Origin of the sequence: Mycoplasmopsis canis PG 14 (assembly GCF_001553195.1) — a bacterium.
In the GTDB taxonomy this organism is placed as follows: domain Bacteria; phylum Bacillota_I; class Bacilli_A; order Mycoplasmatales; family Metamycoplasmataceae; genus Mycoplasmopsis; species Mycoplasmopsis canis.
In genome coordinates this window covers 133,447-158,328 of record NZ_CP014281.1, presented here as the reverse complement: position 1 = coordinate 158,328, position 24,882 = coordinate 133,447, and the positions used below count along the sequence as shown (strand labels likewise).

Below are 24,882 nucleotides of genomic sequence, written 5' to 3'. Positions count from 1 at the left end.
CAACAGGACTTAATAATTTATTATGAGCAAAAATATCAACATAAATTAAATACATTTAACTAAAATTTCACCTTTATTCACGGTTTTTTCAAAATCTTGAATACTAAATTCACCTTCTAGGTTATTTTTAGACTTTACTTCCTTAATTCATTTTTCAATAAATTGTCTTTTTTTAGAATTATCCCCAATAGGATCTGATATAAAAATTTCTTTTCCCTTTATACCAATTAGCGGCTTATTAGCCACAAAAAAACCGTAATTATCTTTAAACATATATTGTTTTAACAATTTAATACCTTTTATTTGAATAGCATAACTTTTTCCAACTCTATCTAATGTTCGCATATCTGCATAAAAATCTAAAACGTTACTATATTTTAATTTAACAATTTGTGACTCACTATTTTTTTCGTAATCTAATTCACTCATAAAATCTCCATTTTTTAATATTAATCATTTTTCAAATATTCTTACACATTAAAGATTACTATTTTATCTTTAACATATTGCTTACGTTTAATCTCTTGTCCATCTATAAATTTTTGAACATTTGGCTGTTCGAGTGCTAAAGAAAAAATTTCTTCTTCACTTAAATCACTATCTTTTTCAATTACAGCACGAACTTTACCGTTAACTTGAACTACTATTTTAACAGTAGAATTTTGAATTAATTTTTCATCAACAACAGGTCATTTTTGCTCTTTGATTTGTTTTTGATTTAATTGCTCTAACAATTCTTCTGCAAGGTGTGGAGCAAGTGTAGAGAGCATAATAGAAAAATCAATTAAAGGTTTAATAGATTGTAGTTTTTCTACCTTGTATAAAGCGTTAATAAATACCATTAATTTACTTATCGCAATATTAAATTTAAGTGTATCTATCGCTATTGTTACTTCTTTTATTGTGTTTTGTCATAAAGAATTAAATTCACTATCTTTATAACTTTCATCTATTAAGCTAGAATCATTTGCAAATTTGTTTATTATAACTTCAACACGGTCTAATCATTTTCTAATTCCACGAATTGAATCAACACTTCATTCTTTTGTATCAGTTAATGGACCCATAAACATTTCATACACTCTTAATGTATCTGCGCCATATTCTTCTACTATTTCATCAGGGTTTATAACATTGCCACGACTCTTAGACATCTTCTGACCATCAGGTCCTAAAATCATACCTTGGTTAACAACTTTAAAAAATGGTTCAGACACAGGTAATACTTTAATATCATATAAAAATTTATGTCAAAATCTTGAATAAATTAAATGTCCTACTGCATGTTCTTGACCACCTATGTATAAATCTACAGGCAATCATTTTTTAAATCTTTCATATGCTTCTTTGCTATCCATGTCAAGATATGAACCGTCAGCATTTTTCATTATATAAGCTAAAAAATATCAAGAACTTCCCGCTCACTGAGGCATTGTATTTGTTTCTCTTTTAAATCTTTTGCCATCTTTTTCAAAGTAAAGTCATTCTTTATTGTTAGCTAAAGGTGATTCACCAGTAGTTGAAGGTTTAATATTTTCCATATATGGTAATTCAACAATATTTTCTTCGATATAAATATTATTATCTTCATCAAAATATACAGGAAATGGTTCACCTCAGTATCTTTGTCTTGAAAAAATTCAATCTCTTATTTTGTATGATATTTCTATTTCTGATTTGTTTTCTTTAGCTAGGAAATTATGAATTGCGTTTTTAGCTTCTTTAATACTTAACCCATTAAATTGATTAGAATTAATCAATACTTGATCTTCTTTAGAAATAATTTCCTTAATTTCTAAATTATATTTAAGGGCAAAATCTTTATCACGCTCATCTTCTGCTGGAACGGCCATAATAGCACCTGTTCCATAAGTATTTAAAACATAATTAGATGTTCATATAGGTAATATTTCTTTTGTAATAGGATGTATTGCATTTATTCCTGTATATACACCTATTTTATCTTTGTTATTAGAAATACGATCTCTATCACTTAGAGTTTTAGAATATTCTAAAAACTCGCTTATTTCATGATTATTTTTTACATTATTTAATAATGAATGTTCAGGAGCTATAACCAAGAATGAGACGCCAAATAAAGTATCAATTCTTGTGGTAAATACATCTAGAGTTTCATTTGAATTTTCTAAATCAAATTTAACTACATGTCCTTCGGATTTACCGATTCAATTTTCTTGAAGAGTTTTTAATGATTCAGAAAATTCTACCTCATTTAGTCCTTCTAAAAGTTTTTCTGCATATGCTGTAATTTTTAAAACTCATTGCTTCATTGGTTTTCTAATTACAGGGAAATTACCTCTTTCGCTAACTCTATTACCGTTTTCATCAGTAATAACTTCTTCATTGGCTAATACAGTCCCTAAACCTTCACATCAATTAACATCAATTTCTTTTATTTCTGCTAGGCCATGTTCATAAAGTTTTTTAAAAATTCATTGAGTTCATTTATAAAATTTAGGATCAGTTGTATCTACTTCTTTATCTCAATCAAAAGACATCCCTAAACTTTTAAGTTGCTTTTTAAATGTTTTTATATTTGCTTGCGTAAATGGTGCTGGGTGATTACCTGTTTTTAAAGCATATTGCTCTGCTGGTAAACCAAAAGCATCTCACCCAATTGGGTGTAAAACATCATAACCATTTAAACGTTTATATCTAGAAACAATATCTGTAGCAGTATATCCTTCTGGATGACCAACATGCAACCCAGAAGCAGAAGGATAAGGAAACATATCTAAAGCATAAAATTTTTTATTACTTTTGTCTGTAGTGATAAAAGCTTTAGTTTCTTCTCATATTTTTTGTCATTTTTGTTCAACTTTTTTGTGATTATACATAGTTATTTAATTATAACTTATTTTTATGTTATTAATATAATTAATACAATAAAAAAGCATTTTAAGACCTAAATAGCGAATATTTAGGTCATTAAATAACTAAAATAATATTTTAGTTTTATTTAGAATAGATTATTAAAATTTTATTTCTTTTACCTTGTATAATTATTTAAAAAGAATATAAAATATGGTAATATTTAGAGTATATTTAAAATAAGGAGAATTATGGCAAGATTTATTGACGAAATAACTATATCAGTACAAGCAGGAAAAGGTGGAAATGGTATGATTTCCTTTAGACGTGAAGCCCACGTTGATAAAGGTGGTCCAGATGGTGGAGATGGTGGTCGTGGTGGTCACATCTATTTTGTTGGTGATTTAGGAAAAAATACGCTATTAAGCTTCTATAAAAATAAACATATAGTTGCAGAAGATGGGGTTAATGGTGGACCTAAAAACCTTTATGGAGCCAACGCTAAGGACACTTACATTAAGGTTCCAATTGGTACATTAGTCTACAATGGTAAAAAGTTAATCGCAGATATTATCGAACCAGATGTTCCTTATTTAATCGCAAGCGGTGGTAAAGGTGGTCGTGGAAATAATAAATTCAAGACAACCAAAAATACAGCTCCAAAAATTGCGGAAAACGGTATGCCAGGTGAAAAATATGAAGCCAAAATTGTTCTTAAAATTCTTTCAGATGTAGGGGTTGTAGGAAAACCTTCAGCAGGTAAATCAACATTTCTTAATGCAATATCTAATGCTAATGCAAAAGTAGCTGATTATGAGTTCACTACTTTAGTTCCTCAATTAGGTATGGTTCAATTCCATGATAATTCATTCACAGTTGCTGACTTACCAGGATTAATTAAAGGAGCTTCTTTAGGTAAGGGATTAGGGATTCAATTCCTTAAGCACATTGAACGTTGTAGAATAATAGCTCACATTGTTGATTTTGGTTCTGAAGATAAAGATCCAATTGAAGATTTCAATGTTATTAATAATGAGTTAAGAAGTTATAGTCTTAAATTAGAAAATAAACCTCAATTGGTTATAGCTAATAAATCTGACATGGATGTTTTTAAAGATAATATTAAAAAATTCAAAAAAGCATTCCCAAATGTTGAAATAGTTGAGATATCTGCAATTTTTAGAGATAACCTTGATTTAGTTAAAGCTAAATTATGAAACTTAATTGAAAAAAATCAATATGCTACTATTGAAAATGACGAAGAAGAAGTTAAAGTTATTGAATTTGAACCTGATTATGTAGTTAATTCGCCATATAAAGGTCATTTTGAAGTTACTGGTAAAAAAGTTGAAGAACTTTACCACAAGATACCTATTAATACTTATGATAACTTAGTACGTTTTAACAATATTCTTAAGAAAATTGGTGTATGAGAAGAATTAATTAGACAGGATATCCAAAGAGGAGATACTGTTTCTATCTATGGATTCGAATTCGAATGAGAAGATGAACAATAGTAAAAAACTATCTATTTAAATATAGATAGTTTTTATACTTTGCAAATTTATTAATCAAAAAGTCTAAATAGAAATTATTAAATTTTTATATTTATTTTCTTTTTCGTTCTTCATTTATCATGTCATCAACCAATTTACCGATTTGATCTAAATCTTCTTCTTTGTCATTTTTTTTATTTAACAATAATAAGGCAGCTGATCTTTTGCTTGTGCTTTTTATGTGGTTAATTCTACTATTAATATTTGAATAAGAATTTCGATTTTTAAAAGAAGTTAGATCAATCTGATTAACAAATAGTATAAACAAATAAATCAACATAGAAGGAATAAATAATATTATTGTAATATTACATATTGCAAAAAATATCCATAAATTTTCCCCTTCTTTTTTCTCTATTACAGCAACCCTTATTGATAAGATGACGGATATTAAATAAGCAAAAAGAGAAGTCAATACTAATATTGTTGATGTTGTGTCTTCGAAAATTTCACTAAATTTTTTATAGATTATAAATATCACAAATGATGGAATAATCACTAAACAATACATATTTAAGATAAATATTATTATTTTGAAGCTAAGTTTCATTTTAATTCTCCTTTAATACATTATATTCACTGTTTCATTTTTCAAATACATTTAAAATTTCTTCAATCAATTTCTCGTTTCTCTTCTTGATATCATTTATTCCTCAATAAATTTGATCATTATGTTCTTGAACAAATATTTTTACTATTTTTATATTAGATTTTTTGTATTCATCTAATTTCTTTTTTAAAAAATTATCACCGGATAATATATTCGCTTTTTTCTCTAGTGGTATTTTATTCCCTAGTTCTTCTATACTCTTATTAATTAAATTAATATCATCATTTGTGTGATAAATCTTTTCTCAATTTTTAGGGAGTATATGTTCTATTTCCCACTTTTCTGGCAATAAATTCATTTCATCTTCAACATTATAAGAAATCAACTTTAAAATCATTTTTAAAATATTAGGATGAGGTTCTTTTAATTCATTTCTTAAGTTTTCGATTGTTATTTTTCTTTTAAAATCCATTTTTGGGCTCAAATTATTAATAGAATTAGCATTTATTTGTAAGATAGATCCTTTAATACCATTTACTGAAGGTATTTCTATATATTTTGTTATTAAAGAAATAATGAGTTTTTTTAAGAAAAAATCAAAATGGTAAACAAAGTCAACTTTCTTATGATGCGACATATAATAATTAATAACAGGATATTTTCAAAATTCGTTTGGATAAGATCTTAAAATATCAAGTTTCTGAATTATGCCAATATCCTTTGATCATTCTTGATTTTCTATGGTATTTCTTTTATTTACAACTCCCATAAAATCATTTATATTACTTAATAATTCTAATAATTTGTCAGGATATTCTAAGAACGATGAACCGTGTTGTTTTAAAAAGTAATCTCTTATCTTAGGGGTTGTTGAAGAAGTGTCGTTATTTAAAGATCTTATATAAAACATACAATAAGTAAATATTTTTTGCATTGTTTCATTATTATCATTAATTTCTAAATCTAAAGATTTTCAATTTTTAATAAAATCATCTTTTTCATTTGATCCTTTAATTTTTGAGTATATTATTGATTTAAATATATCGGCATCAGAAAGTTGTAACCCTCTATTATTTAAAGTAGAAAATATATTTAAAGCAGTATCAAAATTATTTAATTCTATTTTTAATATTAAAACTCTTTCTATTATAAATCTATAAAAATTTATAATGCCTGTTGTTGTTTCTTCTGATTTTTCTTTTATTAAATCTAGAATGACATTGTAATTTTTTGAATAATTATCTTTAGATTTTTCGTTATATATACCGTTTTTGAGAATTTCTTCGAATATTAATTTATTTTTATCATTTATAACTTTAGAATAAAGTTTAAATTTTGAAAAATCAGGATTATATGACGAATCTTTTTGCTGTCATAAAATAGTTTCCAATTTTTGCTTCAAAATAGTAACATCTCTATTATTACTATCAACATTTTTTTCTAGCATAAAATACATAGCTCTAATCAAAAGTGATATGGTTGTTATTCTTTGTTGACCATCTATTACTTCATATTCATTGTTGCTATTTTTAAAAATAACAATATTACCCAAAAAGTAAGGGTCACGTTCATTGCTTTCGTTATTAAAAATATAATATTCTCATAGATCATTAAACAAAGTAATCACTTCATCTTCACTTCATGAGTAAGGTCTTTGGTAATCGGGTATTAAAAAATAAGAATTTTTTAAATCACCAAATAATTCTTCAATATTTTTATTTGTTGCATAAATACTTTTTTCTTTAGGCATTTTTATCTCCTTTATTTATTACTAATTAAATCAAAAAAAAAAAAAAGACAAGCAAATAGTTTGTCTCTTGAATTAAATATTATTAATTTTGCAATAGTTTTTGTTGCCTTTTTTTCTCTAATGCTATTTTTGCTAGCTTATAACTTTTCTTGGAAGTTTTTGGTGCATATGAGTAAATTAGATTAAGCTTTTCTATTATTAAAATTCGTTCATTTCTTATTTTTTCTAAATCTCATATATTTTGTTCGGCTAATAAGATTTGAATTTGGTCCCTTATATATCTAAGTTCATCAGCACTTTTCTTATGCTCAGAAATTTTAGAATTTAAATCAAAATTATAGCTTATAGAGTGAAACACTAAAGATAATGCAGCTATAATAACTGTTATAATATTTGAAATTTGGGTTTTTCCAAGAATACTAGTTATAACTGCACTAGAAATAATGGCTGATAAAATAATTAATGTAATTTTGAGCGTATGTCATCACCGCATTAATCTTTCAACCTCTTTTTCATGGGTTACCTGGGAATAAATTACATTATCATGAATTTCATTAATATTATTAATTATATCGTTATTTAACTTTTCAAAATCTTTCTCCATATATTTCCCTTCAAAAATATTCTCTACTATAATAACTATTAGTAAGAATTACCGGTAATGAAATTGCTTTTTTAGCATATATAAATGCTTGATATATTTTTTTCTTTAACAATTCTTTATTTTCTACTTTAAGTATTCTATAGCTGCCTGGGACAAATCAACTTTTATAATCAATATTTTTATATATGTATTCAAAAAAATCTTTTGTATATTCATCAAAACAGCTAAATGGTTCCAATTTTAAACCTTTGTAATTTTCAAAAAAATCAAATACCATGGCATCAATTAGTTCCCCTTTTATTGGAACATTGTTAGATTCTTTTCATGATCTTATCATTCTACAAAATTTTTTTATAATGAAATTACTCTCCTTATGGCCTTTGTTGAATGCGTCAATTTCTTTTTTAGGTACCATGGTTTCTCATTTCCCTCCATAATTTGTGTTGGCGTAGTATAAAAAGTCACCAAACTCATTTTTGAAACAAGGAACAACTTCAAATTTAATATTGTCTGAAAAATTAATAACTATGACCTGTCCGTCTGAAGATATTTCAGATCTAGGAAATTTTTTAACAATTTTTTCCTTAACTTCTGTCAAAAATTGAGATTGTATATTTCCAATTCGTTTATCAAATCTTTCCTTAACACTATTTGGAAGTATAACTATTAAATCAATATCACTACTTTTTATTTCTGTATTTCGTCCATATGAACCAGAAAAAAATGAAATCGCAGAGTTTAATTCAAACTCGTAATATTCATTGTCTATGATTTTTGTAATTTCTTCTCTTCTTAATTGTATTTTTTCACGAACATCTTTATTCATATAAATATTGTCGTGAAAAATTTTAAATATTCTATTCATGTTTTGCCTCTTTTTTAATATTTTAATTTTTATTTTCTTATACAAAGCAGGAATATAAACGATAATTTAGATGTTAATCATCTATCTCAGCCTGTCCGTTCATAAGTAAAGGAAGTAAAAATTTTTGTAAATTAGATAACTTGAGATTCTCATTAATATTCTTGTTAATTATTAATCTGACTTTTTTTGCAATGTTTTCGAAGTAAATAATTTTTTCTTCTTCGGGTAAAATAACCTCATATAAAGATAAATTTTCTTTTGTAAGCTGAGGTTGGACCGAACCCGTAGCAAGATATGAAGCAGATTTTGTTTGTAATGTTTTAAATATAAATTCTTTATATGGAAAAAAGTTTTTAGGTTTTACAACCATGGCGTTACTCGTTATTCAAGACTTAGGTAATGACATGTAAACTAATCCGCAAGTACCCCTACATGATACTGCAACCTCATTTTCTTCGTGATTATATTCTTTATATTTTCCAATAATACCATTTGCACCAAAAACAAAGTATGGATAATTATTATCAAGATTTTTGGCATTTAAAGAATTGGGTTGATATAAATCGGCTATATCTATTAGTCTTATTCGTTTTTTATTAGAATTACTACTAATAATTGTATTAAAAATTGCTTTTAGGTACATTTCTAAATTATCGTTTATCTTGTTATTGATTTTTATTTTGTTTTCTATATCACTTAAAAATTTCCCGATCTTCTTTTGTGTTTCTGAATTCGGTAAATTTATCTCTATATTTTTGATATCATTTGGTGTAATTGATGGGTATGATGTTGTACTTTGTTCAGCTAAATTCTGCATTTTATCTATCATAAAATCTTGAGTAATAAAATAGTAAATAAAATCTGGATCAGCAATATTTTCATTTACATCTATAGTACAAAATCCGGTAGAAACCAATATTTTTAAAAAATCTAAATTCTTAAGTATTCCGAAGTGCCTTTGATTTGGTCTAACCATTGAATACAATATAGTATTTTGCTTAACCTTTCTTTTAGCTCTAGAAGGAAGTTTTTTTTCTTCAGAATTAAAATGCTGGAAGTTTTCAATTACATTATTTGTTAAATTGCTTGTATCAAGATACTTAACTTCTAAAATTCTATCCTTTTTTAATAATAGAAGAGAATTTATTTCTGCTATATCTCTTAACCTAAGTTTTTTCATTTTACCTCTTAACTTATATATTTTTGGTGTGATGTTTTTACATTATTTTGTTTAACCATCGCATATTTTAAAGTAGTATCTATCTTTTCGTGTCCTAATAGTTTTTGGACTTGTTCAATAGGCATACCTTTATCTATTGCGATAGTAGCAAGAGTTCTCCTAAATTTATGTGGATGAACTTTTTTTATATTTAAACTTTTTCCTATTTTTCTTAACCTGGTTTCGATTCCGTTTATGCTAATTCTATTGTAAGGAAATTTTAAAGAAACGAACAAAGCTTTATTAGTATCTTTTCTGGACATGAGATAGTTTTTTAAATGTATTTTTGTTTTTGCATCAAAATAAACCATTCTTTCTTTATTTCCTTTTCCGGTCACTATACATTCCCTCTCGTTAAAATTGATATCTTCTATGTTTAATTTTACTAATTCTCCTACCCTCATACCTGTAGAAGCTAATATATCTATTAGAGCAATATCCCTATAATTTTCTACATAATCCCGCATAATTTCCAATTCTTCATCTGAATATGTTTCTTTAATGATAATAGGTGATTTTACTTTTTTTATTCTTCTCACAGGACTTTTGACAATATAGTTTTCATCTTCTAGTCATGAGAAAAAGCTAGATAGTATTCTTCGTATATTATCTATTGTGACCTTGCTAGAATTATTTTTTTCTTGTTGGTTAGATAAATAATTTCTTAAATCATTAGTTTCGATTTCTGCAATTTCTTTATTTACTGATTTCAACATCATTTCAATTGTTGATTTATAATAGTTTATAGTGTTATCTGAACAACCTTCTAATTTCTTGGAACTAATAAACATATTTAGTAATTCATTGTTAGTTTTATTTTCTTCATTATCACCAAAATAAGTGTGAAATTCAGCCTCAAGAACATGCCCTAGCACTTTTAATTGTTTGTTATTCAAAATATTTTGCATTTTTTGAATTATGTTTTTTATTGTTTTTTCTTTTGTCATATCATTCTCCTAATTAATAAAGAACGATATTCAAGGGATGTTCTTTCAAAATATAACTTCACCCTTGATTGAAGTTTTTTTACTATTTATTTCACTAAACGATAATTTAGAGAAACAAATGAGTTTTATTTATAAATATTGGTTTTTTCAATTTGATTTCCCTAATAAAAACAAAAAACCTTACAAATCTTCTGGTTCAAACATGGTTAAAAATGAGATTTTAAGAACTTATTTACCAGAAAATTTCGAAATTATACCCTTATCTAAAATTGCATCATTTTTATCTGGATATCCTTTTTCTAAAAGTGACTATGTTAAAGAAGGGAGATATAAATTAATAACCATAAAGAATGTGCAAGAGAACGGTATTAATTTAAATGTTGATAATTACATAAACAATACTCCAAAAGGCATGCAAGATTATTGCAACTTAAAGCCTTATGATATATTATTATCTTTAACAGGAAACGTTGGGCGTTCAGGTATTATCTATAGTAAAGGTTGTCTTTTAAATCAACGAGTAGCTCTTGTTAAACCGAGTGACCCTAACCTAAATTCATACATATATTGTATGTTAAAAAGCGAATGAATAAGAAATAAGTTACAGAATATATCAAACGGTTCATCGCAATCTAATTTAAGCACTACTGAAGCAGAAGAACTATTAATACCCTTTAATAATGAAATAGCTATTAAGTTCGCTAACTTAACAAAACCAATTATAAAAAATATTGTTAAGAATTTATCAGAAAATCAAAGACTAACAAAATTACGTGATTTTTTAACCATACTCCTTATAAACGGACAAGCCGAGATATATGATTAACATCTAAATTATCGTTTATCTTGTTATTTATCTCTATTTTACTTTCTATTTTTCATAAAAAATCTCCAATTTTTTTTAAATTTTTAATCGGAACTAATAAATCCATATTTAATACTTCATCTGCTGATACAGAAGAAAACGTGGTTCCGGAAGCATTTTTTATTAAATTATTGATATTATTCTTTAAAATAAAAAAAATATATTCATTAGGAATATCTATCCCTTTTATAGCTCCTAATCCTCTACCGATGCATAAATCGATAGGAGCTAAGTTTAAGTCGCCAATTGGAGCTCTGACACTCATTAAAATATCTCCTTTTTTTGCAATTTTAGTTATTTTAGAAGTATAAGTGTGTATTTCAGGAAATAATCTCCCAAAAGTTCTACTTCCCTGCAAAAAAGGTGTGAACATTTTATTGTCAGAATAATATTTAGACTCCGGTGACTGACCTGGAGTAAATGTTGCTATATCTTTTAATTTTATTATCTTAGCTTTTTTCATATTTTATTTTACTTAATTGCTCCATTATCTCTTTTTGTAATTTATCTCCTTCTTCGAAAAGGGATAATAATTCATTTTTATACTCAGACATCTTGTTTTCAAATTCTTCTTCACTCATATCTATGTAGTCTATTTTGATTTCAAAATACTGACCAGCTGATAATGAGTAGTTTTTTTCTTTAATTTCATCATAGGTAACGGCTACCGAAAAATTATCAACAACTTCTTTACCATTAAAAGTTTTTATTATTAAATCAATATCATCGTTAGTTAGTCTTTTTTTCTTATTTTTACCTTCTTGGTACTCTTCGCCAAGTTTAGATGCATCTATTAATATAACTTTGTCATGTTTTTGTTTTTTATCAAAGAACAAAACAGAAACATTTGTACCAGTGTTAGCAAAAACATTTGAAGGCATACTTATACATCCATAAACTATTTTGTCGTCTACAATTTTTTCTAATATTTTTCTTTCAACACCTGATTTAGATGTAATAAAACCTGTAGGTATAACAATAGCACCTTTTCCAGTATCTTTTTTTATAGAATTAATTACATGTTGAATAAATAATGTATAAATGGCCATGCTCTCTTTTTTCTTAGCAGGTATTTTAGGCACACCAGCTCAAAACCTTGAAGGCATACTAGCTAATTTTTCTCTAGTTTCTGAAAAATCCATTTTAAAAGGCGGGTTAGAAACAACAAAGTCAAATTCTTCAATTCTGTCATTTTCCTCATCTTTGTCAAACCACAAATAATTAGGAGATGTTAAAGTATCTCCTTGGATAACATTTTCTAATGAAAGTGTTGATCCATTTAAAATAAGATTTAGTTTCAACATTTTGTTACTACGTTGAGAAATATCTTGAGCAAATATTGTACACTTCTCATTTCCGATTTCGTTGGCTAAGGCCATTAGCAATGTACCTGTACCAGCTGATGGGTCATAAATATTCATGCTTTTTAAATCTTTTTCATTGCCAACAAGAAGTTTTGCCATTATGGAAGCAATTGAATGAGGGGTATAATACTCGGCATACTTACCGCCCCCATTTGTGTTATAGTCTTTAATTAAATATTCGAATATTGTTGAAAAGAAATCGTATTTTTCTTCGAAAACTTTTTCAAATGAAAAATTATGCAATTTACCAATCAATGCTTTCGCAAAATTTGAACGTTCATTTCTGTCAGTTATGTATATTGTTAGTTCTTCAAAAATCGGTATTTTTGTACCTTGTGATGTTCTAGTTACAAAAATATCTTCGTTTTTTCTTGAAATTTCTAACATAACTTTATCAAATATTGAAGAAAAGTCACCTTTATCTTGTTGATTTCATAATGAAGAAATAAGGTGCTCAGGTTCAAGTGTAGGTATTTCTGGATTAAGCTTATTCAATAACTTATCTCTTGAACTTTTATCCATATTAATAAATGCTTCATCTCATTTTTCTGCATTTCTTATATTTTCATCCTCTTTTTTTAATTCATATCCAAATTTATCATTTATAAATTTATATAAGAATATTTGAGTAATTATTTTATATTCATTACCATCATTCCCGAGTCCAAAGACCTGACAAATAGCCTTTAGTTCATCAATAAGTTTTATTGTCTTGTTTTTAATTTCTATATTCATGTTTATTTCCTTATTTTTAGTTTTTCTTATATTGTTCAATTATTTCATTTACAAACTTTTCTTTGTATGCTTGAGGTATTTTTATTTCTTCCCGTGTTATCACCTGAATAATTATCTTTTTTAAAACGTTTCTTTGATTTAAAAGCGAATTATTATTGTTTAATTTTGTATCTATATAATTTTTGATTAAAAGTAGGGTTTCTTCAATTTCGCTATCATTTTTTGATATTATGAGTTCACCTAAATTTATTTTAGAGTTAATATCCTTGACTCATTTGTGCATATAAGTCATTTTTGGGTCATTATCATAACGCTTTAATAAATTTTCCTCTTTCTTTTGTACATCATTTTGTGTAATAACATATATTTTGAGCCACATATTAATCTCATATAAAATGAGCCTATTTAACAAGAAAGTGGTATAAGTTATTTATGAAAATAACACACAACTTATTTAAGTATAAAAATTTAACAAAATTTGAAATAAAAAAACAACAATCTTTAAAATTGATTGCTGAAAATATCGAAAAATCTTTATCTTATCTTAGCTTGATTACAAACCTTAGTTTATCAACTGTAAAAAGATATAAAAAAGTTATTAAAAGCAAAAAAGAAATTGTTGTCTCACATAAAAATAAATATCATCAAAGAAATTACAAAATAACTGATGCAGAAATAGAATTAGTCTTTAAAAATTATTTAGAAACATGTCAGTTTATTTTGAATAGAGATCTAACAAATAATCAACTTTCAATTAAAACATACTTCAATTCTGAGTATGGTTCTTTTATAAGAGAAAAAATTTCTTACAAAACTTTAGTTAAGAGATTTAATCAATTAGGTTTATTTAATATACATACAACCAAGAGAGGAAGAAGGGTTGCAAGATTATCAAAGAAAAAAACCTCAGAAGATATAACATTGATATTAAAAAATTATTATCAACAGATTAAACAAAACGAAAAACAAAGACAAGTTTTAAATCTAAAGAAAAATCTAAAATTCGGCGAAATTGTTGAGATTGATGCACAACTTGAACCATACTTGAAAAATGATAAACCATTATATCTTTATCATGCAATAGATGTAGCAACAGGAACATTGTTAGCAGCATGATTCGAAGAACAAGAAACAACATTAGGATATCAAAGACTACTAGAAATTGTATTTAAAAAGTATGGATTCCCAAAGAAAATCTATACTGATAAAAGAAGAAGTTTTTGAGGAAGCGAAAACACACAAACAGTCTTTGAAAAAGTTTTAAATAAAAAGGGAATAGAAGTACTAAGTTCATCAAATCCAAAACATAAACCACATGTTGAAAGATCTTTTAGGACATCACTAGACCAATATCCGTTACTTATTCACGAAAACGGATATAAAAATATTGATGATTTGAAGAAAAATAATGAAGTATTTCAAAATTATTACAATATCAGGAATAAAAAAATAATTTCTAAACAAAATGTTTTTCAAAAAGAGGGAAAGAAAAACGGCAATTGAGCCGTTGATTTAGAGATTAATAGAAAAGTTTTAAATGGTGTTGTTAGATACCAAGGTAAAAATTACGCAGCCTTTGATATGTATAACAAAAGAATTATCTTCCCTTATAATTCTGACGTTTTATTAGTGCATTCTTCGGATGATAATTTGTATTTTAAATATAATGATAAAAAATACTTTGCTAAGGAACCTAACGGAAAATATCTAAGTTTAACAGAAATGTGAGCTTTAGAGAAAGGATTAGATTACTCTATTCCAGCCGTAGGGAAACTAGCATTTATCTATAATAAAACAAATTCATTTTTTAAAACTCTTGAATTATATATCTCAAAATTTAATAGTATTTCCGTGAATGCGCAAGATAGTAATCTTGAAGCTAATAAAATCATGTCCGAATACTTAAGCATACTCCGAGCATTGCACAGAAGCATCAATGATGATATAAGAATTGATGCATAATAATTTTAATATTTTTTATGAAAATTTTAAAAATAAAAATTGCTCTTTTGATGTAGGGAAATTTAGAAAAAATGCGTAAATTTATAAATTTAAAAAAGCAAAAAAATAAAAAAATTTTTTTGCTTAAGTTTTTTGCCACTTTTTTTCAAAAAAGTGCAGACTTCTATAAATAAAAAATGAAAAAACATTTAACTCCTAAATAAGGAGTTAAATGTTCAAAAATAAGCTCAAAATACATGTTATTCTACACTTTAATAAATTTTCCTCTTTCTTTTGTACATCATTTAGTTTCTCGTTTAATGCACTTATATCTTTCAATATTTTTTCGTATTCATGAACACTATTTATTTCTTTATACTTGTATTCATTAAGCTTAGAAAAGATTAATTCTTGTAACGAAATAAACGTTGGTTCATTTTTATCAACTTGATTTGATAATGACCTTTCTATTTCTTGAATCTTATCGTTTAGTTCATTAGAAATAATTTTCATTTCCTCTTTCGAAGCTAAAACAAAATTAAATTTGATATTTGATAAAATTTCATTTGTTATAAGTTTAATTTCTTGACCTTTATTTTCTGTTTCCTGAAAATTTATAAATGAAATTCTTTTATATAAAAGTGATATCATTTGAGAAATCTCTTCTATTTCTAAATTTTTAAATTCATTTCTAAATGAAGAATCAAAAAAACTTCTCGCTATGTTATAACATCCTTTTGCGTCTTCTAAAATGTCTTTTATTTCCAACAATTCTTTTTTGTCTTTTCTATATATAGAATTATTGAACTCTTCTAAATTACCATGGTATATTGGAAATATTGCATTTTCTGCTCTTTTAACTTTTTCCTGGATTTCCTCTTTGCTTAAAAAAATATTTTGAAACTTATTACTATATTCATCGGACAATCCTGTATTAAATCTTTTGAGTTCATTTAAATATTTTTCATTTGTTTCATCGAAATTTTCTTTTATATCAACAAAATCTATTACATAACCATATTTCATATCTTTATATGGTCTATTTACTCTCGTTATTGCTTGCAACAAATTATGTGCTTTTAACTTTCTACCAAAATACAATCTTTTTAATCTAGGAGCATCAAAACCAGTTAATAACATGTTATAAACAATTAATATATCAATTTTAAAATTCTTTTTAAAATCTGCAACGACTTTCTTTCTTGTTTCTTTGTCATCTACGTCGTGTAAAATTAGTCCTTTTTTAAAATTAACTTCTTCATCTATTTCATTACTGATTTCTTTTTGAATTTCATCAAATTTATCATTTATTTTTTTCGCTTGCCCACTAGAGTCACAAATTATCATTGCTCCTAATGTGTTATCATTGTTAACTTTTCTAAATCTATAAAAATCTTTGATTATATACCTTAAAAGTTCGTTAACATAATTGTCGTTTTCTTTTAAAAAAGACTTTTTAAATTCGTTCTTTTGTACATATAAAGATGATTCTTTACTTATTTCTTTTAGGTTATTTTTGTAATATGTATCTATATCTTCTCTAATTATTTTTAAAGTATATCCATCATTAATGGATTTATCATAATAGTAAGTGTGTATATAATCACCAAAGATTTGCATAGAAGTTCATTCATCTTTTAAAAGTGGTGTTCCTGTTAATGCTATTTTTATTGAGTCTTTATCAATATTTATTAAATTGGCCAAAAAACTTCCTTTTATGTTATAGCTTCTATGGGCTTCATCAATTATTAAAACTCTTTGTAAATTCGTTGAATAAGGAGGTAATTTTATATCTTTATCATGCTCACTAAACCTTTGAATATTAACAACAACAATTTCGGTTCTTCCAGCATTACCTTCACTAGCATTATAATTACTAAATTGTTCTAGCAATTCTTTTTTATTTTCAGCTGTTTTAACGCTCAATCCCCTGGTTTCAAACTCTTGTTTCGCCTGTTCTAATAGATCAATTCTATCTACTATAAAGTAAAATTTTGCGACTTTATTCTTTTTTGAAAAGTAATTTGTTAAAAATTTAACAAGATAATATGATAAAGCCGTTTTACCACTTCCTTGAGTATGCCAAATAATCCCTGATTTTATTCCTTTATCTAATTTTTCCTTAACTGCTAAACAAGCAAATAATTGTTGATATCTAGCTATATGTTTTTGGTTAATAGTTATTTTTTTGCCATCTTCTTCTCTTTCGGAGTTTAAGTATGCTATTCCGTATTTAATAAAAAATAAAATTCTTTCCTTACTACATAATGAAGTTAATATTTTATTTGTATTTGTTAAATAACTTTTATTAGTTTCGTATTCACTTGTATTTAAAATATTTTTAGAATTAAAATCTGAAAGAATTGATTTTTCAATATCAACCGGAATATCGTTATATACAAAATTATTATAAAAATAATTGGGATCGTTTTTAATTGGCTCTTCTATAAATCTATTAAAAAACACTTTTTTGTTAGCTCCTGTGCAGTAAAAAGAACCAGAAGATTTGCTGCCATTATCCGAATATTCCATATTATTAGAAAATATCATTAATTGAGTGAGATTAAAGAATCTTTTAAATTTCTTATTCGAAATCCTTAAGTCATTCATTCTCTTTTCTTCTGCTAATTGTCCATCTTTATTGTTAGGAATTTTTACCTCAATAAACGCTAGAGGTAACCCATTAATAAAAATAGTTATATCTGGCCTAAATGATTCATTATCATGAGAATACTCGAGTTCTGCTGCGAAATGAAAAACATTATTATTTATGTTTTCAAAATCAACTAATTTAATATTTTGAGAAATAAGATTATTATAAAAATCTCTACCTAAATCATCATTGTTCAAACTTCATTTTATATCTCTTAATATTTTTTCAGTAGTTAAGTCTGAATTAGGGTTTAATTTTTCGAATTGATTTTTGAAAATGTTAACTTCAATATTTGTTTCTTTATCAATGTTAATATTATTCTTAGAATTGTTTGAAATCGATAAATATGTATACCCCAATCTTAAAAGATGAATCATTGCAGGCAGTTGTACTCTTGTTTTTTCTGTGTTATTTTTATAAGACATTACCACCCCTTTTTATTTTTTAAATATTTATATTTAAATTATACCATTGAAAGCTGTTCAATTGTTAAGTTATTAGGCTCAAAATAAAGCAGAACTCAAAATATTTAATATAAAAACTCTTTTAAAAGATACTATATAATTTTTATATGCATAATCAAAACGAAATACTAGCATTAAAAATTGAAACTGTTGCGAATAAACCTGGTATTTATTTATGAAAAAATAAAGAAAATAAGGTTATTTATATCGGGAAAGCAAAAAATCTTAAAAAAAGAATGAAGCAATATTTTGCAGGGAGTATAAACTCCTATAAAACATCAAAAATGGTATTAGAAATTACTGATTTTGATATTGTTTATACTTTAAGTGAAAGAGATGCATTACATCTTGAAGAAAAAATGATTAAAGAGTATATGCCGCCTTATAACATAAAACTTATTAATACCCAAAAAAGTCCATATATAAAGGTTTCAATAAATAAAAAGAACTTAATACAATTCAGTTTTAGTGAAAAAGTTAGTAAAAAAGAAAGTATAAACGAGTTTTATTACGGTCCTTTATTCTATAATGACGCTCATAAAAACTTTATAGATGTATTAAAAAGTTTTTATACATATAAAAATGGTTTGTTAATAACAGAACAAACTTACCAAGAAGCATTAAATATCTTTAGTGAAATTAAAGAAATTTTTAAATATAAAAATAACGACTTTATAAATAAATTATATGAACAAGAAGTCAATTTTGCTCTTAAAACTGACTTCAAGAACGCGGAAAAATATCAAAAAGCTCAAGAATTTCTTAGAAAAACTAAAGAACCTCAAGTTACCGATATTCAAAAATATTTTTTAGTTGATTATATATATGTAAAACAATTCAAAGAATTGGTTTACATAGCAATCAAAACATATAACTATGGAATAGTAACTAATGTTATTCTAAAAAGTTTTAAATGAAATGGTTTACTTAATGAATTTATTGAACAATTTTTAGAATCATATTATCAAGGAAAAATAATTCCTAAACAAATATATATAAATCAAGAGATATCTGAATTAGAACTCGAATTTAGTGATGAATTAAATAAAATAATTTCATTCCCTAAAATTGGAACTAATGCACTTATTATTAATAATCTAGAATTAAATATAAATGAAAAGTATAAATCACTAAACATAGAAAAAGGTTATGAAATATTTGATGAATTATCAAAAACATTAAATATTAAAAACCTAAGAAATATTTATATTTTTGATAATTCTTTTGAAAAGAAGAAAGATGGTGTTGGTGTTGTTTTAGAAATTAATTCATTAAACTATAAAAAACCAATTTTATATAAATGGACTCTGGAAAAAGAAATTTCTAATTTTGATAAAGAAGATGATTTAAAATATATGTATTTTAATATTCATAAATTTTTAAAACTACATGAGAAAAAAATTAATGAACAAGATTTATTTATTGCTGATGGTTCAGTTAACCAAATTAAAGAAATTTACGAAGGTCTAAAAAATTATGGATTTAACAACAAAGTTATTGGTTTAGTTAAAAATGAATTTCATAAAACGCAAAAAGTTATTGATATCAATAATAACTCAATAACTTTTAGTGATATGGTTTTTAAATTCTTTGAAAATATCCAACATGATGTTGATAAAAATGCTAAAAAGTATTTAAATAAAACTAGAAATAATAAGCTTATGAAATCAGAATTACTTAATATACAAGGACTTGGTGAGAAAACCGAAATAAAACTTCTTAATCATTTTAATGACATCCAAAATATAAAAAACGCTTCTCTTGAAGAGCTTTTCAGGGTAGTTAATAAAGATTTAGCAACTAAAATACATAACTATTTTAATGCAATAAGCACAAAAAAATAACCAATTATTGGTTATTTTTTTGATTATCTATTAATAAACGCTCATAATAGATAGTTTTTGAATTTTAATTATTCATTCCATGTTTAACTGTTTGAAATACCTTTTTTCAAAATTCTTCTCTACGAATAATTTCTTCTGTTTTTGTCTTAACATCAAAAATTTCTAATATAGAATATAAGAAATTTTCCTTAATATAGTCTTTATTTTTGTTTTTTATTTCTTCAAAAGTTTTATTACCACCAGTTAAATTATTAGAATCACTATATGATTTTCATCTTTGAAATATACCTTCTTGCCCGTACGCAGATCCGATATATAACTTTCCTGTAGCTCTATCGGTAATGCAATAGATCCCTTTAACATTTGACAATGCTTCTTTTCACTCTGGTTGATCAATAACAGATTTTAGATCACTATGAGAAAGCGAAACATTATTATAACCAGGAAATGATTCCAATCTTGTTTCAGGCAATAATTCATAGATTATTGGGTCAAAGTCTTCTTGAACTTTTTTGAACGGTTTATTATATATGTCTCTACCAATTGGTTTATTCAATTTTATTATTAATCTTCTACTATAATCTTTAAATTTTGGCAATAATTTTAATTTATAACCTACGCCATTAAATACTTCTGGTTCTATCTTTTCAACCTTATACATACCACCAAAAATATAAAAGTCAGGACCATAAGGATAATATTGTGCAAACGCCAACAAATATTTTGCTTTATTCAAGTTATTATTTGCTTGCACTTTTTTTCAAGCATTCATTTTTATCCAATCAGGGTCATCTTCCCCATTACGCAAAAAATTTCAAGCTTTTAAATTGTCATCGCCTGCGTTCATATTGAATTTTACCTTGGTATTTTCCGGCTCTTTTAATTCTTTAAAGAATTTTTTAAATTGAATCATATGCTTCTCCTTTTTGATCTTAAATAAAAGATTTAATCAAAAAAATTTATTTATAAAAATTCGATTCTTGCTGTTTATATCGGAAAAATATATTATTTATCAAACTTGTTTTTGTGCAGTATTACTAAAGCTTCAATATGATTTGTATTAGGAAACATATCATAACCTTTGACATAATTAATATCATAACCTTGTTGAACAAATTCTTTAAGATCTCTTATCAATGTTCTTGGGTTACATGATAGATAGACTAAATTATCAATATTATTGTCAGAGATAAATTTTATTATTTGATTATTTAAACCTGAACGCGGAGGATCTATAATAGTCAATGTATCTTTATCAATGAATTTTTTTAAAATAGAAGATGACTTAAATACATCTATTGCATGAAATTCAAAATTATCAATTTTGTTTGTTGCAGAATTATTTTTAGCATCATCAATGGCATCTTTTACAATATCAATACCCAGCACCTTTTGTCCTTTTGAATAAATTAAGTTAGAAATTACACCTACACCACAGAAAAGATCTAAAATTTTATGTTTTTTAGAATTATAAGCATAATCTTTAATTGAATTAAATATTTCTTTTGCAACATCTCTATTTATTTGAAAAAAAGAATTTAAGTTAATTTTAAAACTTTTATCTAATAATTTAATATAGAAAGGTTTTTTAGAAAATACCAATGATGTTCTATGTTTTTTAATAATGTAAATCTCAACTAAGTTTGTTATTAAATAAAAACGTTTTTCCAATTCCTTTGGAATATCGAAATCAGAATGTATTTCTAAAGCAAATTGAATTTCATTTAGTTCATTAACTCTAGCTACAATACTTTTAAATAATTTTAAGTTACTTTGTTTTTTAGAATTTTTATAATATTCATTAATAATTTCTAAAATTTCATTTATAAAAAGATTTATTGATTCATTATTTAATAATTCATTTGAAACTTCATCAGTGATTTCATCACTATCTCTTATAAATGTTGACAAGGTTAAAACATTATCAATAACGCTAAGTGGGTATCTAGATTTATTTCTATAATTGTAAATTTTATCGCTTCGTTGATAATCTTTGATGTTTATATTTAAATCATTAAAGTTTCTTTTAAATTGCTGTTCCAAATACTTTTGTTTAAATTTTATTTGTCATGAATAGTCCATGTTTATAAGTGGCATTGCATCAATATTTTTTATATCAAGGCTGTTTCTATAGTCAGCTTTTTTTACATACTCTAAAACAGTTGCTTTTGCATACTTAGAAAAAATCTTTTCTATTTTAACCTTAGCTAGTTCTCCTGGAAAAAAGTCTTTTACAACAATTGGAAAATTATCAATTCTGCTAACACCCAAACCTTCATAACTTAATTCTTGACAAGCAACTTCTAAAATTTGGTTTTCTTTTAAATTATTCATCTTTACAGATGTATAAAACATCTATCCTTCCGTATCTTTTTTCTTTATAAACTTTAAAACCTGAAGGAATAATTATTTTTGAAGGATCATTTGTTTCAAGAATAATTTCACCATCTTCCAATAACATATTTTTATTAAAAATTTTATCTAAAGATTGGTTGACTAACTCATATTCATTATATGGAGCATCAATAAAAATAAAATCAAAACTATCACTTGTTTTATCTAGAAATGCTAAAGCATCTATATTAATAGTATTTATATTAGTAATATTTAATGAAGAAATATTTTTAGATAAAACTTTAAAAACTTCACGGTTTTTTTCTATTGCGTAAGCATCACTAGCTCCTCTACTAACAGCTTCGATCGATAAAGCTCCTGAACCTGAAAATAAATCTAAAACTTTTTTACCTTGTATTTTAAACTGAAGCGATGAAAATATCGCCTCCCTAACTTTATCTGTAGTTGGGCGTGTAATTTTTAAATCGGGTTCTTGTATTTTTCTATTTCTATAAATACCACTTATAATTCTTAACATTTTTTCTCCTTAATAAAACACAAATTTATTCAATTTGTGTTTTATTTATTATTCTTCTATTCTTCTAATAATTTCCATTGAAACAATAATTTCAATTTGTTTACCATAACCTTCACTCTTTAAAGTTACAGTATTTTCCTTGCTATTAATTGAAAGAATTTCTCCGTCTTTTCCAATGTAAATTCCATCAATAATTTCAACAACATCACCAACTGAGTAACCAAAAACATTTTCCCCAGCATCGAATGAACGTTGGAATTCTTCTTCTTGTTGTTTCATCTTTTTAATTTCTAAACTACTTAAAGGAGTAGGTTTTGCCCCTTTTCCTGATGACCCGATAAGTCCAGTAACATATTGTGTGTTACGTATCAAGAATCATGCCTCATCTGACATGTGCATTTTAGCAAATATATACCCTGGGTAAAGGTTAACGTATTTTACTTTATATTCCAATCCTTCATTTTTCTTTTGAAATTCTTTTTGAGATAATGTTGGTTTTTTAAAAATTTTAAAAGCTGAACCATCATTTGCATTTAAATCAAAATCATGCAACATATTTTCTGCTTGAATACGGTTGTTTAAAGATTCAAGAACTTGATCTTCTTTACCTCTAATGGTTGAAATCATATATCATCTAATTAATTTTGTCATAAAATTCTCCAATTGTTCTTTAACTTAATCCTAATACTGTTCAGAGTTGTGTGAAACCGTAGGTTACTAATGATACAAATACAGTAAATAAAAATGCAAATAAAATAGTCATTAAAAAGTTTCTTTTATTAGTTTTAAAGTCAGGTCAACGAACTCTTTTTATTTCTTTGACAACTTTTCTTAATCAATATTTCTTGGGTCTTTTTTCTTTTCCAAGTTTAATTTGGTTATTTTTGGCTTCTAAATTATTTTCCATTATTAAACCTCTTCTTTATGTAATGAATGAATTCCACAATGAATGCAAAACTTTTTAACTTGTAAACGTTTTTGGTTCCCTGCGCTTTTATTTGTGTAATAATTTTTTCTTCTACATATTTCGCAAGATAAGGCTACTTTATTTGTATTTTTCATAGTTTTTATTTTACCATAAAAAATGATTTTTTAAAGTTGCTAAAAATAGGATTAAAAACACATTAAGTTGTTTAATTTGATTATTAAAAAATATCTCAATTGGCTGAGATATTTTTTAAAATTTCATAATTATTATAATGATGATTTAATTTCACTTATTAATTCGTTTAATTCAGATTTTTTTGATTCTACAAATTCTGAAGCAGTTTGTTTTGAAATTTCAGAAACTTTTGTACCTAGAATATCAAAGCTTTGAGTTGTTTTAGCCCCTAAGAATTTAAATGTTCCTTTTAATCATTTAATATGATCACCTCATGGATATGTACCGAAATTAGCTCCTTGTGATGCAACTACTAAAACATTTAAATTTGTTAAGAAACCTACCGCATCTTGTGTTGTTGAATATTTGTATGAGAATGTTTTATTTGCTACCGCAACCCCATCCATGAAGTTTTTAACAACGGCTGTTGGCCCGTAATTAACCATTGACATAGAAATAACTAATAAATCTGTTTCTTTTAGTTTATTAATTCATTTATCACTTTCAACATTTGTTCAAAAATCACCGCTTGTTTTAGCACTTAAACTGTAATCAGCGAATTTTGATTCATTTAAATTTACTCTTTCTACTGAATATTCGTTTTTATCAAATAATGTTTCAAGGTAATTCATTGTAGCTGTAGTATAAGAAATTTCTGAATTATTTAGTGAACCATCTAAAAATAGTATTTTTTTCATAAAAATAGCTCCTTTTCTAAG

The 24,882-nt window shown here is 25.5% G+C and carries 23 protein-coding genes; 4 read left to right on the top strand and 19 right to left on the bottom strand.

All coding sequences use genetic code 4. The annotated features are described in order from the left end of the window. Window positions 1–45: 45 nt before the first annotated feature. Both AXW82_RS00640 and leuS read right to left on the bottom strand, forming a co-directional pair. Window positions 46–429 (bottom strand): hypothetical protein, encoded by a 384-nt coding sequence (locus AXW82_RS00640; RefSeq protein ID WP_060913313.1) that lies wholly within the window; start codon window positions 427–429, stop codon window positions 46–48. 41 nt (window positions 430–470) lie between these two features. Further along, complete coding sequence (leuS, locus tag AXW82_RS00635) at window positions 471–2,858, bottom strand: leucine--tRNA ligase (RefSeq protein ID WP_004795002.1); 2,388 nt, start codon at window positions 2,856–2,858, stop codon at window positions 471–473. A 225-nt stretch (window positions 2,859–3,083) separates the two neighbouring features. Here leuS and obgE point away from each other — a divergent pair, with 225 nt between their 5' ends. Then, the gene (gene obgE, locus AXW82_RS00630; RefSeq protein ID WP_004795005.1) at window positions 3,084–4,349 is read left to right on the top strand and encodes a GTPase ObgE; all 1,266 of its coding nucleotides are present in this window, start codon (window positions 3,084–3,086) and stop codon (window positions 4,347–4,349) included. A gap of 91 nt (window positions 4,350–4,440) precedes the next feature. Here the strand turns inward: obgE and AXW82_RS00625 are convergent, their stop codons facing one another. The 6 genes from AXW82_RS00625 to xerA all read right to left on the bottom strand — a co-directional run bounded on the left by AXW82_RS00625 (window position 4,441) and on the right by xerA (window position 10,323). Next, the gene (locus AXW82_RS00625; protein ID WP_155637803.1) at window positions 4,441–4,899 is read right to left on the bottom strand and encodes a hypothetical protein; all 459 of its coding nucleotides are present in this window, start codon (window positions 4,897–4,899) and stop codon (window positions 4,441–4,443) included. Window positions 4,900–4,939: 40 nt separating this feature from the next. After that, the gene (locus AXW82_RS00620) at window positions 4,940–6,688 is read right to left on the bottom strand and encodes a DUF262 domain-containing protein (protein WP_060913311.1); all 1,749 of its coding nucleotides are present in this window, start codon (window positions 6,686–6,688) and stop codon (window positions 4,940–4,942) included. An 82-nt stretch (window positions 6,689–6,770) separates the two neighbouring features. Further along, on the bottom strand, window positions 6,771–7,292 hold the full coding sequence (locus tag AXW82_RS00615; protein ID WP_004795006.1) for an SLATT domain-containing protein: 522 nt from the start codon (window positions 7,290–7,292) through the stop codon (window positions 6,771–6,773). Next, entirely contained in the window at window positions 7,264–8,157 is an 894-nt protein-coding gene (locus AXW82_RS00610; protein WP_004795008.1) for an SMODS domain-containing nucleotidyltransferase, read from the bottom strand. Before AXW82_RS00610 ends, AXW82_RS00615 begins: the two co-directional genes overlap by 29 nt. Window positions 8,158–8,230: 73 nt before the next feature. Further along, window positions 8,231–9,337 (bottom strand): restriction endonuclease subunit S, encoded by a 1,107-nt coding sequence (locus tag AXW82_RS03660; RefSeq protein ID WP_220096403.1) that lies wholly within the window; start codon window positions 9,335–9,337, stop codon window positions 8,231–8,233. Between the two features lie 8 nt (window positions 9,338–9,345). Then, window positions 9,346–10,323: a site-specific tyrosine recombinase/integron integrase gene (gene xerA, locus AXW82_RS00600; RefSeq protein ID WP_004795013.1), complete on the bottom strand. Its 978-nt coding sequence runs from the start codon at window positions 10,321–10,323 to the stop codon at window positions 9,346–9,348. Between the two features lie 64 nt (window positions 10,324–10,387). On the opposite strand from xerA, the gene AXW82_RS00595 reads away from it, so the two are divergent. Continuing rightward, the gene (locus AXW82_RS00595; RefSeq protein ID WP_223212178.1) at window positions 10,388–11,149 is read left to right on the top strand and encodes a restriction endonuclease subunit S; all 762 of its coding nucleotides are present in this window, start codon (window positions 10,388–10,390) and stop codon (window positions 11,147–11,149) included. Here AXW82_RS00595 and AXW82_RS00590 read toward each other — a convergent pair. The 3 genes from AXW82_RS00590 to AXW82_RS00580 are packed head-to-tail and all read right to left on the bottom strand — an operon-like array spanning window position 11,118 to window position 13,666. Then, window positions 11,118–11,651 carry a restriction endonuclease subunit S gene (locus AXW82_RS00590; RefSeq protein ID WP_060913310.1) on the bottom strand — a complete coding sequence of 178 codons (534 nt, stop codon included), beginning with the start codon at window positions 11,649–11,651 and terminating at the stop codon, window positions 11,118–11,120. The genes AXW82_RS00595 and AXW82_RS00590 overlap by 32 nt on opposite strands. Beyond that, complete coding sequence (locus tag AXW82_RS00585) at window positions 11,638–13,287, bottom strand: HsdM family class I SAM-dependent methyltransferase (RefSeq protein WP_044084312.1); 1,650 nt, start codon at window positions 13,285–13,287, stop codon at window positions 11,638–11,640. Before AXW82_RS00585 ends, AXW82_RS00590 begins: the two co-directional genes overlap by 14 nt. Window positions 13,288–13,303: 16 nt before the next feature. Continuing rightward, window positions 13,304–13,666 carry a hypothetical protein gene (locus AXW82_RS00580; protein WP_060913309.1) on the bottom strand — a complete coding sequence of 121 codons (363 nt, stop codon included), beginning with the start codon at window positions 13,664–13,666 and terminating at the stop codon, window positions 13,304–13,306. Between the two features lie 53 nt (window positions 13,667–13,719). On the opposite strand from AXW82_RS00580, the gene AXW82_RS03605 reads away from it, so the two are divergent. Next, window positions 13,720–15,249: a DDE-type integrase/transposase/recombinase gene (locus AXW82_RS03605; protein ID WP_060913308.1), complete on the top strand. Its 1,530-nt coding sequence runs from the start codon at window positions 13,720–13,722 to the stop codon at window positions 15,247–15,249. 207 nt (window positions 15,250–15,456) lie between these two features. Here AXW82_RS03605 and AXW82_RS00570 read toward each other — a convergent pair whose 3' ends face one another. Further along, window positions 15,457–18,306: an HsdR family type I site-specific deoxyribonuclease gene (locus tag AXW82_RS00570; RefSeq protein ID WP_223212177.1), complete on the bottom strand. Its 2,850-nt coding sequence runs from the start codon at window positions 18,304–18,306 to the stop codon at window positions 15,457–15,459. Window positions 18,307–18,452: 146 nt separating this feature from the next. Here AXW82_RS00570 and AXW82_RS00565 point away from each other — a divergent pair, with 146 nt between their 5' ends. Next, a complete protein-coding gene (locus AXW82_RS00565; RefSeq protein ID WP_004795022.1) occupies window positions 18,453–20,189 on the top strand; it encodes a GIY-YIG nuclease family protein in 1,737 nt (578 codons plus the stop codon). A gap of 64 nt (window positions 20,190–20,253) precedes the next feature. On the opposite strand, the gene AXW82_RS00560 is transcribed toward AXW82_RS00565, so the two are convergent. The 7 genes from AXW82_RS00560 to AXW82_RS00535 all read right to left on the bottom strand — a co-directional run bounded on the left by AXW82_RS00560 (window position 20,254) and on the right by AXW82_RS00535 (window position 24,861). Then, on the bottom strand, window positions 20,254–21,102 hold the full coding sequence (locus tag AXW82_RS00560) for a GIY-YIG nuclease family protein (protein ID WP_060913307.1): 849 nt from the start codon (window positions 21,100–21,102) through the stop codon (window positions 20,254–20,256). 92 nt (window positions 21,103–21,194) lie between these two features. Then, window positions 21,195–22,544 (bottom strand): 23S rRNA (uracil(1939)-C(5))-methyltransferase RlmD, encoded by a 1,350-nt coding sequence (gene rlmD / locus AXW82_RS00555; RefSeq protein WP_060913306.1) that lies wholly within the window; start codon window positions 22,542–22,544, stop codon window positions 21,195–21,197. Continuing rightward, window positions 22,516–23,061, bottom strand: a complete 546-nt coding sequence (rsmD, locus tag AXW82_RS00550; protein WP_004795024.1) for a 16S rRNA (guanine(966)-N(2))-methyltransferase RsmD — start codon at window positions 23,059–23,061, stop codon at window positions 22,516–22,518. The genes rlmD and rsmD overlap by 29 nt, the downstream gene beginning before the upstream one ends. A gap of 48 nt (window positions 23,062–23,109) precedes the next feature. After that, window positions 23,110–23,712: a transcription termination/antitermination protein NusG gene (gene nusG / locus AXW82_RS00545; RefSeq protein WP_004795026.1), complete on the bottom strand. Its 603-nt coding sequence runs from the start codon at window positions 23,710–23,712 to the stop codon at window positions 23,110–23,112. A 19-nt stretch (window positions 23,713–23,731) separates the two neighbouring features. Then, window positions 23,732–23,968, bottom strand: coding sequence for a preprotein translocase subunit SecE (secE, locus tag AXW82_RS00540; protein ID WP_004795028.1), 237 nt, complete (start codon window positions 23,966–23,968; stop codon window positions 23,732–23,734). Window positions 23,969–23,970: 2 nt separating this feature from the next. After that, on the bottom strand, window positions 23,971–24,123 hold the full coding sequence (gene rpmG / locus AXW82_RS03515; RefSeq protein WP_004795030.1) for a 50S ribosomal protein L33: 153 nt from the start codon (window positions 24,121–24,123) through the stop codon (window positions 23,971–23,973). A 132-nt stretch (window positions 24,124–24,255) separates the two neighbouring features. Continuing rightward, the gene (locus AXW82_RS00535; RefSeq protein ID WP_004795032.1) at window positions 24,256–24,861 is read right to left on the bottom strand and encodes an FMN-dependent NADH-azoreductase; all 606 of its coding nucleotides are present in this window, start codon (window positions 24,859–24,861) and stop codon (window positions 24,256–24,258) included. Window positions 24,862–24,882: the final 21 nt, after the last annotated feature.